General features: G+C 67.2%; 13 protein-coding genes and 1 pseudogene. 8 read left to right on the forward strand and 6 right to left on the reverse strand.

Features of this window, described 5'->3' with window-relative positions:
- Positions 1-66 precede the first annotated feature (66 nt).
- The 6 genes and pseudogenes from cysN to map all read right to left on the reverse strand — a co-directional run.
- Positions 67-1671, reverse strand: a pseudogene (gene cysN, locus C5O18_RS00080) (sulfate adenylyltransferase subunit CysN); the annotation flags it as partial.
- Positions 1672-1708: 37 nt separating this feature from the next.
- Positions 1709-2623, reverse strand: a complete 915-nt coding sequence (gene cysD, locus C5O18_RS00085) for a sulfate adenylyltransferase subunit CysD (protein ID WP_105190855.1) — start codon at positions 2621-2623, stop codon at positions 1709-1711.
- A gap of 35 nt (positions 2624-2658) precedes the next feature.
- Positions 2659-3483, reverse strand: a complete 825-nt coding sequence (gene dapD, locus C5O18_RS00090; RefSeq protein WP_105190856.1) for a 2,3,4,5-tetrahydropyridine-2,6-dicarboxylate N-succinyltransferase — start codon at positions 3481-3483, stop codon at positions 2659-2661.
- A 44-nt stretch (positions 3484-3527) separates the two neighbouring features.
- Positions 3528-4733: a succinyldiaminopimelate transaminase gene (gene dapC / locus C5O18_RS00095; RefSeq protein ID WP_105190867.1), complete on the reverse strand. Its 1206-nt coding sequence runs from the start codon at positions 4731-4733 to the stop codon at positions 3528-3530.
- Complete coding sequence (locus C5O18_RS00100) at positions 4730-7378, reverse strand: [protein-PII] uridylyltransferase (RefSeq protein WP_105190857.1); 2649 nt, start codon at positions 7376-7378, stop codon at positions 4730-4732. The genes dapC and C5O18_RS00100 overlap by 4 nt, the downstream gene beginning before the upstream one ends.
- Before the next feature lies 1 nt (position 7379).
- Positions 7380-8348: a type I methionyl aminopeptidase gene (gene map, locus C5O18_RS00105; RefSeq protein ID WP_338132492.1), complete on the reverse strand. Its 969-nt coding sequence runs from the start codon at positions 8346-8348 to the stop codon at positions 7380-7382.
- Between the two features lie 86 nt (positions 8349-8434).
- Here map and rpsB point away from each other — a divergent pair, with 86 nt between their 5' ends.
- The 8 genes from rpsB to C5O18_RS00145 form a co-directional block, all read left to right on the forward strand.
- Complete coding sequence (rpsB, locus tag C5O18_RS00110; protein WP_105190859.1) at positions 8435-9181, forward strand: 30S ribosomal protein S2; 747 nt, start codon at positions 8435-8437, stop codon at positions 9179-9181.
- Between the two features lie 119 nt (positions 9182-9300).
- Entirely contained in the window at positions 9301-10182 is an 882-nt protein-coding gene (gene tsf / locus C5O18_RS00115; RefSeq protein WP_105190860.1) for a translation elongation factor Ts, read from the forward strand.
- Between the two features lie 112 nt (positions 10183-10294).
- Complete coding sequence (pyrH, locus tag C5O18_RS00120) at positions 10295-11017, forward strand: UMP kinase (protein WP_105190861.1); 723 nt, start codon at positions 10295-10297, stop codon at positions 11015-11017.
- A gap of 26 nt (positions 11018-11043) precedes the next feature.
- Entirely contained in the window at positions 11044-11598 is a 555-nt protein-coding gene (gene frr / locus C5O18_RS00125; protein ID WP_105190862.1) for a ribosome recycling factor, read from the forward strand.
- A gap of 4 nt (positions 11599-11602) precedes the next feature.
- Positions 11603-12394, forward strand: a complete 792-nt coding sequence (uppS, locus tag C5O18_RS00130) for a polyprenyl diphosphate synthase (protein ID WP_105190863.1) — start codon at positions 11603-11605, stop codon at positions 12392-12394.
- A complete protein-coding gene (locus tag C5O18_RS00135) occupies positions 12387-13196 on the forward strand; it encodes a phosphatidate cytidylyltransferase (RefSeq protein WP_105190864.1) in 810 nt (269 codons plus the stop codon). Before uppS ends, C5O18_RS00135 begins: the two co-directional genes overlap by 8 nt.
- Positions 13197-13201: 5 nt before the next feature.
- Complete coding sequence (gene ispC / locus C5O18_RS00140; RefSeq protein WP_105190865.1) at positions 13202-14374, forward strand: 1-deoxy-D-xylulose-5-phosphate reductoisomerase; 1173 nt, start codon at positions 13202-13204, stop codon at positions 14372-14374.
- A gap of 39 nt (positions 14375-14413) precedes the next feature.
- A partial coding sequence (locus tag C5O18_RS00145) for a site-2 protease family protein (protein WP_206389661.1) occupies positions 14414-14728 on the forward strand: 315 nt, incomplete at its 3' end.

Here is a 14728-nt window from a genome sequence, read left to right on the forward strand (position 1 = left end):
GCCCAGCAGGCCGTTGTCGCGCAGCAGGCGCAGCACCTGCTCGGCGGCTTCGCTGTTGTCGCGGGCCAGCTGCACCGGGGCGATCGGCGAGCCGTCGGCACGGTTGGCGCCGCGAATGCGCAGACTGCGCTCGCCCACGACTTCATCGGCGACGATGACCAGCAGGCCGGCGGCCTGCAGCGCGGCGATGGCCTCGTCCTGGCCGGCATCGGCCACGGCGGGCAGGGCGCCGGCGCGGAACAGCACGCGCTCGACCAGGTCGGCGAGGGCGCGGGCGGCGCTGGCCTCGATCACCAGGCGCAGGGCCGGGTGGCCCAGGCGCAGGGCGCGGGCGTCGGCGCTCGCCGCCGGCAGCTGTTCGACATCGCTCAGCTGTTCGGCAGCTTCGCGCACCATGCCGGCACCGACGGTGACGTTGCTCAGGCGGTCGATCACGATCAGGCTGCCGGTGGCCTTGCAGACCGTGTAGCTGTCGAAGGCGGCGGCCTTGGTGAGCTGGATGCGGCAGAGCGCGATGCCGTTCAGCGGCAGTTCGCTGGCCGGGCTCTGCGCCAGCGTGTTGACGTCGATCTGGTGGACGATCTCCGTGACCTGGCCGCTGGTGAAGCTGGTGCCGAGCTTGAAGTCGTAGATCCTGCCCAGCTTCAGGGGCTGGTCGTGCATCCACACCAGGTGCGCCATGAAGGCATGGCCCATGGCCATGTCGTCATCGGCGGCGATGATCATGTCGCCACGCGAAATGTCGATCTCGTCGTTGAGCGTGAGCGTGATGGCCTGGCCGGCGTGGGCCTCGGCGAGCTCGCCCTCCCAGACCACCACCGATTTGACCGTCGAGGTCTTGCCAGAGGGCAGGGCCTTGATGGCCTGACCCGGATGCACCGTGCCGGCCGCCAGCGTGCCGCAGAAGCCGCGGAAATCGAGGTTGGGGCGGTTGACGTACTGCACCGGCAGGCGCAGCGCCGCCAGCGGCTCGCTGCGCTGGATCGGCAGCGTGTCGAGCAGCGCCAGCAGCGGCTGGCCCTGGTACCAGGGCATGCGTTCGCTCTTGTGCACCACGTTCTCGCCCTTCAGTGCCGACATGGGCACGTAGTGGACGTCGGGCACGTCGAGCTGGGCCACGAAAGCCTCGTACTCGGCCTTGATCTCGTTGTAGCGTGCTTCGCTGAAGCCGACCAGGTCCATCTTGTTGATGGCGATGACGAAGTGGCGGATGCCCAGCAGCGAGCAGATGTAGCTGTGGCGGCGGGTCTGAACCTGCATGCCGTAGCGGGCGTCGATCAGTAGCACGGCGACATGGGCGGTGGATGCGCCGGTGGCCATGTTGCGGGTGTACTGCTCGTGGCCGGGGGTGTCGGCGATGATGTACTTGCGATGGTCGGTGGCGAAGAAGCGGTAGGCCACGTCGATGGTGATGCCCTGCTCGCGTTCCGACTGCAGACCGTCGACCAGCAGCGCCAGGTCGACTTCTTCGCCGGTGGTGCCGTGCTTGACGCTGTCGCGGGTGATGGCGGCGAGCTGGTCCTCGAAGATCATCTTGGAGTCATGCAGCAGGCGGCCGATCAGCGTGGATTTGCCATCGTCGACGCTGCCGCAGGTGATGAACCGGAGCATGTCCTTGTGTTCATGCTGGTGCAGATAGTCTTCGATGTTGTCGATATTTTCGATGATCATGTCGTGATTGTCCTGTATCCGGCGCGGGGAAGGCGGCTCAGAAGTAGCCTTCGCGCTTCTTCTTCTCCATCGAACCCGATTCGTCGTGGTCGATGGCGCGGCCGGAGCGTTCGGAGGTGCGGGTGACCAGCATCTCCTGGATGATTTCGGGCAGGGTGGCGGCGCCGGACTCGACGGCGCCGGTGAGCGGGTAGCAGCCCAGCGTGCGGAAGCGCACCGACTTCATCATCGGCACTTCGCCCGGCTTCAGCGGCAGGCGCTCGTCATCGACCATGATCAGCATGCCGTCGCGCTCCACCACCGGACGCACGTCCGAGAAGTACAGCGGCACGATCTCGATGTTCTCGAGGTAGATGTACTGCCAGATGTCCAGCTCGGTCCAGTTCGACAGCGGGAACACGCGGATCGACTCGCCCTTGTTGATGCGGCCGTTGTACAGGTTCCACAGCTCCGGACGCTGGTTCTTCGGGTCCCAGCGGTGGAACTTGTCGCGGAACGAGTACACGCGCTCCTTGGCGCGCGACTTCTCCTCGTCGCGGCGGGCGCCGCCGAAAGCGGCGTCGAAGCCGTACTTGTCCAGCGCCTGCTTGAGGGCCTGGGTCTTCATGATGTCGGTGTACTTGGAGCTGCCGTGGTCGAACGGGTTGATGTTCGCCGCCAGGCCTTCCGGGTTGGTGTGCGACAGCAGCTCCATGCCGGCTTCCTTGGCCATGCGGTCGCGGAAGCTGATCATTTCCCGGAATTTCCACGTCGTGTTGACGTGCATGAGCGGGAACGGCGGCTTGCCCGGCGCGAAGGCCTTGCGCGCCAGGTGCAGCATCACCGAGGAGTCCTTGCCGATCGAGTAGAGCATGACCGGGTTGTCGAACTCGGCGGCGACCTCGCGGATGATGTGGATGGACTCCGCCTCGAGCTGCTTGAGGTGGGTCATGCGGTGTTCGGGGAGCGACATGCGCGCGTGTCCTCTGTGAAAGTCTGGTGACCGGCTCAGTCGGCGAGACGGAGCAGGTCGTTGATGCTGGTCTTGCTGCGGGTCTGGGCGTCGACCTTCTTGACGATGACCGCGCAGGTCAGGCTGTAGCGGCCGTTGTCGCGCGGCAGCGAGCCCGGCACCACCACCGAGCCGGCGGGCACGCGGCCGTAGCTGATTTCGCCGGTCTCGCGGTCGTAGATCGGCGTGGACTGGCCGATGAACACGCCCATGGACAGCACCGAGCCTTCGCCGATGATCACGCCCTCGACCACTTCGGAGCGCGCGCCGATGAAGCAGTTGTCCTCGATGATGGTCGGGTTGGCCTGCAGCGGTTCCAGCACGCCGCCGATGCCGACGCCGCCGGACAGATGCACGTTCTTGCCGATCTGCGCGCAGGAGCCGACGGTGGCCCAGGTGTCGACCATGGTGCCTTCGTCGACATAGGCGCCGATGTTGACGTAGGACGGCATGAGCACGGTGTTGCGGGCGATGAAGCTGCCGCGGCGGGCGACCGCCGGCGGCACCACGCGGATGCCGCTGGCGGCGAACTGCTCGGCGGACCAGCCGGCGAACTTGGTTGGCACCTTGTCGTAGAACTGCACGCCGCCGCCGCCGGGGATCGGCTCGTTGTCGTTGAGACGGAAGGACAGCAGCACGGCCTTCTTCAGCCACTGGTTGACCTGCCATTCGCCGTTGACCTTCTCGGCCACGCGGGCGGCGCCGGAGTCCAGCAGGGCCAGGGCCTCGGCGACGGCGTCGCGGACATCCTGCGGGGCCGACTTCGGCGAGAATTCGGCGCGGCGCTCAAAGGCGTCTTCGAGGAACTGGGCAAGGCTCATGGCATTCTCCTGATGCAAATCATGCAAAAACGGTGATTCTCTGGTCACTGCGCGAGCAGTGACCGTATGCGTTCCGCCGCCTCGACGCACTCGTCGAGACCGGCCACGAGGGCCATGCGCACATGGCCCTCGCCGGGATTGAGGCCATCGGCCCCGGTCCGTGCGAGGTAGCGGCCAGGCAGCACGGTGACGGCCTGGCGGGCGTGCAGCTCGCGCGCGAAGTCCTCGTCCGAGCCCGGTGTCCGGGCCCAGAAGTAGAAACCGGCGTCCGGTGTCTCCAGTGGCAGCACCGGTGCCAGGATCCTGGCCACGCGAGCGAACTTCTCGCGATAAAGGGCGCGATTGTCCCTCACATGGGCCTCGTCTTGCCAGACCTCCGTGGAGGCGAGCTGGTGCTGCACCGGCATGGCCGAGCCGTGGTAGGTGCGGTAGCGCAGGTAGGGGCGGATCAGCGCGGCATCGCCGGCGACAAAGCCGGAGCGCAGGCCGGGCAGGTTGGAGCGCTTGGACAGCGAGTGGAACACCACGCAGTTGCGGTAGTCGTCGCGGCCCAGCGCGGCGCAGGCCTGCAGCAGGCCGACCGGCGGCTGTGCTTCGTCGAAGTAGATCTCCGAGTAGCACTCGTCGGAGGCGATGACGAAGCCGAAGCGGTCGCTGAGCGCGATCAGCTGCTTCAGCGTGTCGAGACCGAGCACGGCGCCGGTCGGGTTGCCCGGCGTGCAGATGAACAGCAGCTGCGTGCGCGCCCAGACGGCATCCGGCACGGCGTCGAAGTCCGGCTGCAGGCCGGTGGCGGCGGTGCAGGGCAGGAAGTGCGGCTCGGCGCCGGCGAGCAGGGCCGCGCCTTCGTAGATCTGGTAGAACGGGTTGGGCATGAGCACCAGCGGCTTGCCGGCCGCCGTCACCGCCGACCGGTCGACCACCGCCTGGGTGAACGAGAACAGCGCTTCGCGGGTGCCGTTGACCGGCAGCACCTGGCTGGCCGGATCGACAGCGCGCAGGCCGAAGCGCCGCGTCAGCCAGCCCGCGATGGCCTCGCGCAGCACCGGCAGGCCGAGCGTGGTCGGGTAGGTCGACAGGCCGCCGATGTGCCGCGCGATGGCCTCGGCCACGAACGCCGGCGAGGCGTGCTTGGGCTCGCCGATCGAGAGCGCGATCGGCTTCAGTCCGGCCGGTGCGTCATGGCCCTTGAACAGCGCGGCCAGCTTCTCGAACGGATAGGGGTGCAGCAGGGAAAGCTCGGGATTCATGCCCATTTGATGGTGAATTTCTCGTCGAGTTGCGTGCGCAGGTCCTCGCACAGGGCCTCGCACTTGATGGGGTCGGAGAACGGCTGTTGCTGGCTGTTGGTGAGGAAGAAGATGTCTTCCGCACGCTCGCCCAGCGTGGCGATGCGTGCGTTCTGCACGTTCACGCCATGCGCCATGAAGATGCGCCCGATGCGCGCCAGCAGGCCGGGGCGGTCGAGCGTGGTGATCTCCAGGATGGTGCGCTGGCTGGTCAGGTCGTTGCTCAGGCGGACATCGGTGCGCACGTCGAAGTGCTTGAGCTGGCGCGGCAGGCGGCGCTGCACGATGTCCGGGAAGCGATCAGGGTTGGCCAGCGCCTGGCTCAGCTCCTCGCCGAGGTAGGCGATGCGCTGGCGGTCGACGATGCGCTCGCCGTTCTCGTCCAGCACGATGTAGCTGTCCAGCGAATAGCCGTCGTTGGAGGTGATGATGCGCGCGTCCATGACGGTCAGCTGCAGCTGGTCCAGCGCCGCCACGGTGGCGGCGAACAGGTTGGGCATGTCGTGCGTGTACACGAACAGCTGGGTCGCGCCCTCGTACTGCTCGCTGTGGTTCTCGCGCACCAGCACCAGCGGGCCGGATCCGGCCGGGTGGCGCAGGATGGCCGCCGTGTGCCAGGCGATGTCCTTGGCCGACTCGCGCAGGAAGTAGTCGTCGCCGAGGCGGTCCCAGATGCGCTCGGCATCGGCCTGGTGCACGCCGCGCGACTCCAGCAGCTCCAGCGACGAGGCGCGGGTCTCGGCGATCCACTCCTGCTTGGCGATCGGGTTGACCAGGCCGCGGCGCAGCGCGCGCTTGGTCTGCGTGTAGAGCTGGCGCAGCAGCGAGGCGCGCCAGGAGTTCCACAGGTTGGGATTGGTGGCGCAGATGTCGGCCACGGTCAGCGCATACAGGTAGTCGAGATGAACCACGTCGCCGACCTTCTGCGCGAATTCGTTGATCACGTCGGGGTCGGAGACGTCCTTCTTCTGCGCCGTCACCGACATGATCAGGTGGTTCAGCGTCAGCCACGCCACCAGGCTGGCGTCCCAGCGCCCGAGGCCGTGGGCCAGGCAGAATTCGCGGGCATCGACCGCGCCCAGCTCGGAGTGGTCGCCGCCGCGGCCCTTGGCGATGTCATGGAACAGGCCGGCGAGGTAGAGCAGTTCGATCTTGGGCAGCTTGCGCGCGACCTCCGCGACCACCGGGAAGCGTTCCTCCACGCCTTCGTAGCGGAAGCGGCGCATGTTCTTCAGCACCAGCAGGGTGTGCGCGTCCACGGTGTAGATGTGGAACAGGTCGTACTGCATCTTGCCGATGATGGCGCCGAAAGCCGGGATGTAGCGGCCGAGCACGCCGTAGCGCTTCATGCGGCGCAGCGAGGCGAACAGCGCGGTGCGGCAGCGCAGCAGTTCCATGAACAGCGACTTGTTGCGGATGTCGCCGCGGAAACGGTCGTCGATCAGGTGCGCGTGCTGCATGATCAGGCGGATGGTGCTGGCGCGCACGTTGTAGACGTCCGGCAGGTCGCCGAGCAGCACGAAGATCTCCAGCAGCGCCGACGGCGTGCGCTTGAAGACATCGTCGCGGGTCACGTCCATGGCGCCGTTGCGGAGCTGGAAGCGGCTGTTCAGCGGCACGATCTGCACCGGCTCGTCGGCGCGCAGGATGGCCTCGTCGAAGTACTGCAGCAGCATCTCGTTGAGCATGGAGATGCGCATGGCGGCGCGGTAGTAATCCTGCATGAGCTGCTCGACGCCGCGGTTGCCGGCACTGTCGCTGTAGCCGAAGAGCTCGGCGATGCGACGCTGGTAGTCGAACAGGATGCGTGTCTCGTTGCGGCCGCTGACCTGGTTGAGCGCGAAGCGGATGCGCCAGAGCACGCACTGGCAGGCGTCCAGCTCCTCGAACTCGGCTTCGGTGAGGAAGCCGTGCGCGATCAGGCCGCGCAGGGTGTCGGCGCCGAAGTGGCGCTTGGCCACCCAGCCGATGGTCTGGATGTCGCGCAGGCCGCCGGGCGCGTTCTTGAGGTCGGGCTCGAGGTTGTATTCGGTGTTGTTGTGCTTGGCGTGGCGGGCGACCTGCTCGTCGCGCTTGGCGATGAAGAAGGCCTTGCCCGGCCACAGGTGCTCTGGGCCGGTGATGCGCTGCATCTCGCGCCGCAGCGCGTCGCTGCCGACCAGGGTGCGCGACTCCATCAGGTTGGTCGCGATGGTGATGTCCTCGCGCGCCAGGCGCACGCAGTCATCGAGCGAGCGCACGCTGGAGCCCACATCCAGGCCCAGGTCCCAGAGGTGGGTGATGAAGGCGCTGACACCGGCCTGCAGGATCTCGTCGAGCTGGGGCTGGCGGTGCAGCACCAGCACGTCGACATCGGACTGCGGGTGCAGCTCGGCGCGGCCGTAGCCGCCGACGGCGATCAGCGCCAGCTCCTCGGCCTCGCCCAGGCCCAGTGTCGCCCAGGCCTGGCGCAGCACGTCATCGACGGCATCGGCCCACTCGCGCACCAGCAGGCGCACGTCGCGCCCCTGCCCGAAGCGCTCCATGAGCTGGGCCTGGACGGCCTTCAGCGTGGCCTTGTCGGCGCTGGCGGAGAGGCTGGCGGCGGGAGCGCTGGTGTCGTCCATGTCATGCCGCCCGGTCGGAGGCGAGGAAGGACAGGTCCTCCTCGGGGCGTGCGGTCAGCACCTCGATGCCGGTCTCGGTGACCAGGATGGTGTGCTCCCACTGCGCCGACAGCTTGTGGTCCTTGGTGACCACGGTCCAGCCGTCCGGCAGCAGCTTGGTGTGATGGGTGCCGGCATTGATCATGGGCTCGATGGTGAAGGTCATGCCGGCCTCCAGCTTCATGCCGGTGCCGGGCTTGCCGTAGTGCAGCACCTGCGGCTCCTCGTGGAAGATCTTGCCGATGCCGTGACCGCAGTACTCGCGCACCACCGAGAAGCGCTGGCCCTGGGCGTGCTGCTGGATGACATGGCCGATGTCGCCGAGCGTGCAGCCCGGCTTCACCAGCGCCAGCGCCTTGTACAGGCACTCCTGGGTGACCTTGACCAGGCGCTGGGCGAGGATGGAGGGCTGGCCGACGAAGAACATCTTGCTGGTGTCGCCGTGGTAGCCGTCCTTGATGATGGTGACGTCGATGTTGATGATGTCGCCGTCCTTGAGCAGCTTCTTGTCGCTCGGAATGCCGTGGCAGATCACGTGGTTGATCGAGGTGCAGATGCTTTTCGGGAAGCCGCGGTAGTTCAGCGGCGCCGGCACCGCACCCTGCACGTTGACGATGTAATCGTGGCAGATGCTGTTCAGCTCCTCGGTGCTGACGCCGGGACGCACATGCTCCCCGATCATGGTCAGGACCTCGCCGGCGAGGCGGCCGGCGGTGCGCATCTTCTCGATTTCGTCAGGCGTCTTGATCAGTGTGCTCATGCGTGTTCCGGTTCGGCGCTGCCGGTGAGGGCAGGGCGGTTGAGGGAGGCGAGGCGTGTATGGTATAAAGCGCGCCGCTTTTCGGCAAACCCGTACTTCTCTCATGGATGCGGGCCGGCCCCGCTGTCCGGGACCGGGTGGCCGGGGGCGATTAACCCTGAATCCGCACATCGGCCGTCACAGCCACCGGGTGCCCGTTGAGAAAGACGGGTTGGTGTCTGGGGCCGATGGAGGCCAAACCCAAACGGAGAGATCCCATGGCACAAGTCACCATGCGCGAACTGCTGCAGGCAGGCGCACACTTCGGTCACCAGACCCGCTTCTGGAACCCCAAGATGGCACCGTACATCTTCGGCGCCCGCAACAAGATCCACATCATCAACCTGGAACACACCGTTCCGGCGCTGAACGATGCCCTGAATTTCGTCAACCGCCTGTCCAGCCAGAAGAACAAGGTCCTGTTCGTCGGCACCAAGCGCGCTGCCGCCCCGATCATCGCCGAGCAGGCCGCCCGTGCCGGCCAGCCGTACGTCAACCACCGCTGGCTCGGCGGCATGCTGACCAACTGGAAGACCATCCGCCAGTCGATCAAGCGCCTCAAGGACCTGGAAGCCCAGGTCGCCGACGGCACCATCGCCAAGCTGACCAAGCGCGAAGGTCTGGAGCGCACCCGCGAACTCGAGAAGCTCGAGAAGTCGCTGGGCGGCATCAAGGACATGGGCGGTCTGCCCGATGCCCTGTTCGTGATCGACGTCGATCATGAAGCCACCGCCATCGCCGAAGCCCGCAAGCTGGGCATTCCGGTCATCGGCGTGGTCGATACCAACTCCAACCCGACCGGCGTGGACTACGTCATTCCGGGCAACGACGACGCCATCCGCGCCATCCAGCTGTACGTGGGCGCCGTGGCCGATGCCGTGATCGAAGGCCGTGAATTCGCCGCCACCCAGGGTGGTCGTGACGCCGACGGCTTCGTCGAAGTCGCCGCTGAAACCGCCGAGTAACACCTTTCGGTCAGGGTGTCACAGCCCGCACGGTGTCCGGCCATGACGGACGGGCACCGGAATCAAGGGGCTGCGGCCCCTTTTTTCCGAATCCACCAGCATTAGAGAGGAAAGCAAACATGGCAGAAATCACCGCCAGCCTCGTGAAGGAACTGCGTGAGCGCACCGGCCTGGGCATGATGGAGTGCAAGAAGGCCCTCCAGGAAGCCAACGGCGACATCGAACTGGCCATCGACAACCTGCGCAAGTCGGGTCAGGCCAAGGCTGCCAAGAAGGCCGGCAACATCGCTGCCGAAGGCGCCATCATCATCGCCGTCGACGGCGGCACCGCCATCGCGCTGGAAGTCAACTGCCAGACCGACTTCGTGGCCCGTGACGCCAACTTCTCCGCGTTCGCCAACAAGGTCGCCGGCCTCGCCCTGGCCGCCCGCGAAACCGCTGTCGATGCCATCTCCGGCCTGGACTACGACGGCCAGACCGTCGAGGAAGCCCGCGTCGCCCTGGTGCAGAAGATCGGCGAGAACATCCAGATCCGCCGCGCCGTGCTGGTCGAGGGCGCTGCCCTGGCCACCTACGTGCACGGTCTCAAGATCGGTGTCGTGGTCGCCCTCGAGGGTGGCAACGACGAGATCGGCAAGCAGGTCGCCATGCACGTCGCCGCCGCCAACCCGCTGGTGGTGACGCCGGAAGAGCTGCCGGCCGACGTGCTGGCGAAGGAAAAGGAAATCGCCGAAGCCAAGGCCGCCGAATCCGGCAAGCCGGCCAACATCGTCGAGAAGATGGTGGAAGGCGCCCTGAAGAAGTTCAAGGGCGAAGTCTCGCTGGTCGAGCAGGCCTTCGTGATCAACCCGGACCAGAAGGTCGGCGAAGTGCTCAAGGGCGCCGGTGCCAAGGTCACCCGCTTCGTGCGTCTGGAGGTGGGCGAAGGCATCGAGAAGAAGGAAGTCGACTTCGCCGCCGAAGTGGCTGCCACCCAGGCCGCCGCAGCCGCCGCGAAGTAAGTTCCGGCTGGCCGTCCGGCCGCCCGCAGAAAGGCTCCGAAAGGGGCCTTTTTGCTGTAAACTCGCCGCCACGTTTTGCCCCGCCCCCTGGATTTGAAGAGGCCTCAAGCCCATGACCGATCATCGTCTCGCCCACAAGCGCATTCTGCTCAAGCTGTCCGGGGAGGCGCTGGCCGGTGATGCCGACGTCGGCATCGATCCCAAGGTGCTCAAGCGCATGGCGCTGGAGATCGGCCAGCTGGTCGGCATCGGCGTGCAGGTCGGCATCGTGGTCGGCGGCGGCAACCTGTTCCGTGGCGCCGCGCTGCAGCAGGCCGGCCTCGATCGCGTCGCCGGCGACCACATGGGCATGCTCGCCACGGTCATGAACGGCATCGCCATGCGCGACGCGCTGGAGCGCAACAACATCAAGACCCGCCTGATGTCGGCGATCCCCATGAGCGGCGTGGTCGATCACTACGACCGCCGCGCCGCCGTGCGCTACCTGCAGGGTGGCGATGTCTGCATCTTCGTCGCCGGCACCGGCAACCCGTTCTTCACCACCGACACCGCGGCCTGCCTGCGCGGCATCGAGATCACGGCCGACATCGTCATCAAGGCCACCAAGGTCGACGGCATCTACAATGCCGACCCGGTCAAGGATCCCTCGGCGGTCAAGTACGACACGCTGACCTTCGACCAGGTCCTGGACGACAAGCTGGGCGTCATGGACCTGACCGCGATCTGCCTCTGCCGCGACCACAACATGCCGCTGCGCGTCTTCAACATGAACAAGGCCGGTGCCCTGCTCAACCTCGTCGTGGGTGAGCCCGAAGGCACCCTGGTCACCCGCTGATTCCTGGTTTTGGAGGCTGGATTCCCATGCTGAACGATCTCAAGAAGGACTGCGAAGTCCGCATGACCAAGACCATCGATGCGCTCGAGCAGGCCTTCAGCCGCGTGCGCACCGGTCGTGCCCATCCCTCCATGCTCAAGGATGTCATGGTGCCGTACTACGGCACCGACACGCCGCTGATGCAGGTCGCCAACGTCAATGTCGATGACTCGCGCACCCTGATCGTGCAGCCCTACGAGCGCAGCATGGTCGGTGCCATCGACAAGGCCATCCGCAACTCCGACCTGGGCCTGAACCCGGTCACCGCCGATGTCATCCGCGTGCCGCTGCCGGCGCTCACCGAGCAGACCCGCCGCGACATGCAGAAGCTGGCGCGCAACGAGACCGAAGGTGCCCGCGTGGCCCTGCGCAACATCCGCCGCGATGTGCTGGGCGACATCAAGGAGCTGCTCAAGGAGAAGGAGATCTCCGAGGATGACGAACGTCGCGCCAGCGATGATGTCCAGAAGATCACCGACCGCTTCGTGGCCGAGGCCGACAAGATGCTCGCCGCCAAGGAAGCGGAGCTGATGCAGGTCTGACTTCATGCCTGATCAGGAGCCCGGCCGGGACGTGCCGGTCAGCGCAGCGCCGGATGTCGCCGCCGATGCCGGCGCGCTGCCGCGCCATGTCGCCGTCATCATGGACGGCAACAACCGCTGGGCCAAGCAGCGCGGCCTGCCGGGCAACGAGGGGCATCGCGCCGGCGAGCAGGCCCTGCGCGACATCGTCGAGGTGGCCGCGCGCGCGAAGCTCGAGGTGCTGACCGTGTTCGCCTTCTCCAGCGAGAACTGGCGCCGGCCGCCGAACGAGGTGGCCGCGCTCATGCAGCTGTTCCTGATGGCGCTGCAGGTGCGCGTGCGCGAACTCGACAGGGCGCGCATCCGCCTGCGTTTCATCGGCGACCGCACGGCATTCTCTCCCGAGCTTCAGGCCGGCATGCTGGAGGCCGAGGCGCAGACCGCCGCGCACACGCGCATGACGCTGGTGATCGCGGTCAATTACGGCGGTCAGTGGGATGTGGCGCAGGCCGCCCGCCGCCTGGCCGAGCAGGTCGCCGCCGGCAAGCTGGCGCCTGCCGACATCGATGCCGCGCGTCTCGGCGACCAGGTGGAAATGGCGGATCTGCCGCCTGTCGACTTGCTCATCCGCACCGGTGGCGAGCTGCGCATCAGCAATTTCGTGCTCTGGCAGTCCGCTTACGCCGAATATCACTTCAGCGATGTCTTGTGGCCGGATTTCGGCCATGATCAGCTGCACGCCGCGCTCGACGACTTCGCGCTGCGGCAGCGCCGCTTTGGCCGAACATCAGAACAAATAGAGGCCTTTCATGCTTAAGGAACGTGTGCTGACGGCGCTGATCCTGCTGCCGTTGGTGCTGTGGTGCGTCTTCGGTGGCGTGGCTGCCGCCTTTCCGCTGCTTGCCGCCGCCGTGGTGCTGGTCGCCGCCTGGGAATGGACGGCGCTGATGCGCTGGCCGGGCCTGCCGGCGCGCGCCCTCTATGTGGCGCTGGTCGCCGCGCTGCTGTGGCTGCTGCAGGGCAGGGGGCTGGATGCCGGCCTGGGGCCGCTGGTGATCGCCGCCAGCATGTTCTGGCTGCTGGCGCTGCTCTGGGTGCGCCGCTACCCCGAAGGCGCGGCGGACTGGGACCGCTCCGCACTGCTTGCGGTCACCGGCCTGCTGCTGCTGGTGCCGACCTGGGCGGGGCTGGTGCAGCTGCACCAGCAGTCGCCGTGGTGGCTGATCTATGTCCTGCTGCTGGTCTGGGGCGCCGACACCGGCGCCTACTTCGCCGGCCGCGCCTTCGGGCGCAGCAAGCTGGCGCCGGCGGTGAGCCCGGCCAAGACCCGCGAGGGCCTGTACGGCGGCCTGCTGCTGACCTTGCTGATCATGGTCGCGGTGGCGTTGTCGCAGTCCTTCTCCGGGCTGCATGCCGTGCTCTTCGGCGTGGTTTCGCTGGTCACCGTGCTGGCCTCGGTGCTGGGCGACCTGTTCGAGTCCATGGTCAAGCGTCGCGCCGGCATCAAGGATTCCGGCAACATCTTTCCCGGCCATGGTGGCGCGCTCGACCGCATCGACTCCATCACCGCGGCCGCACCGGTCTTCCTGGCCGGCTGGTGGCTGACCGGCGGCTTCTGATCGTCATGACGCCACAGCAGATCACCGTTCTCGGGGCGACCGGCTCCATCGGCCGCAGCACGCTCGATGTCATCGCGCGCCACCCGGACCGCTATCGCGTGCACGCGCTGAGCGCGCACCGGCGCGTCGAGGAGCTGGCGGCGCTGTGCGTCAGCTTCCGGCCCCGCGTCGCGGTGATCGATCGCGCGGCCGATGCCGAGCGCCTGCACGCGTTGCTGCGCGCCGCCGGCTGCGAGACCGAGGTGCGCTGCGGCCCGGAGGCGCTGGTGGAGATCGCGTCGGCGACCGCTGCCGACACGGTCATGGCTGCCATTGTCGGCGCCGCCGGCCTGCTGCCGACGCTGGCGGCGGTGCGCGCGGGCAAGCGCGTGCTGCTGGCGAACAAGGAGGCGCTGGTGATGTCCGGCGGCCTGTTCATGCAGGCGGTGCGCGAGCACGGCGCCACGCTGCTGCCCATCGACTCCGAGCACAATGCCATCTTCCAGTGCCTGCCGCCGGCCTGTCCGGGCGGGCTGGCCGCCGCCGGCATCGAGAGGCTGGTGCTGACCGCCTCCGGCGGCCCGTTCCGCGAATGGCCGGCCGAGCGCCTGGCCACGGTGACGCCGGCCCAGGCGGTGAAGCACCCGAACTGGTCCATGGGCCGCAAGATCTCGGTCGATTCGGCCACGCTGATGAACAAGGGTCTGGAGTTCATCGAGGCCTGCTGGCTGTTCGACGCCACGCCGGCGCAGGTCGAGGTGGTGGTGCATCCGCAGAGCGTGATCCATTCCATGGTGCGCTACAGCGACGGTTCGGTGCTGGCGCAGCTGGGCAATCCCGACATGCGCACGCCCATCGCGCATGCCCTGGCGTGGCCGGCGCGCATCGCCGCCGGCGTCGACCCGCTGGACTTCGCGACCATGGGCGCGCTGTGCTTCGAAGCGCCTGACCTGGCGCGCTTTCCCTGCCTGCGTCTGGCGCAGGAGGCCATGCAGGCCGGCGGCACCATGCCGGCGGTGCTGAACGCCGCCAACGAGGTCGCGGTGGAGGCCTTTCTCGACGAACGCCTGGCCTTCACCGACATTCCGCACGTGATCGCGTCGGTGATGCGGGAAATGCCCGTGTCAGCGGCAACCGAATTGGCTACTATTCTCGCCACAGATCACGAAGCCCGCGGCCGCGCCCGGGCGCATTGCTGACGACCAGCTCATGACCATATCGCGACAGGGAGGAGAATAATGCAGTTTCTACAGATCGTTCTCGCCGGCATCCTGGTCCTCGGGCCGCTCATCGCCATCCACGAGTACGGACACTTCTGGATGGCGCGCCGCTTCGGCGTGCAGGTCCTGACCTTCTCCATCGGCTTCGGTCCGGCGCTCTGGCGCCGCACCGGCCGCGACGGCACCGAATACCGCCTGTCCGCGATTCCGCTCGGCGGCTACGTGCGCATGCTCGACGAGCGTGAAGGGCCGGTGCCCGACGCGCTCAAGCCCTACGCCTTCAACCGGCAGACGGTCGGTGCCCGCATGGCCATCGTCGCCGCCGGTCCGCTG

The sequence above is a fragment of the Amnimonas aquatica genome (assembly GCF_002943415.1).
GTDB classification, from domain to species: domain Bacteria; phylum Pseudomonadota; class Gammaproteobacteria; order Pseudomonadales; family Moraxellaceae; genus Perlucidibaca; species Perlucidibaca aquatica_A.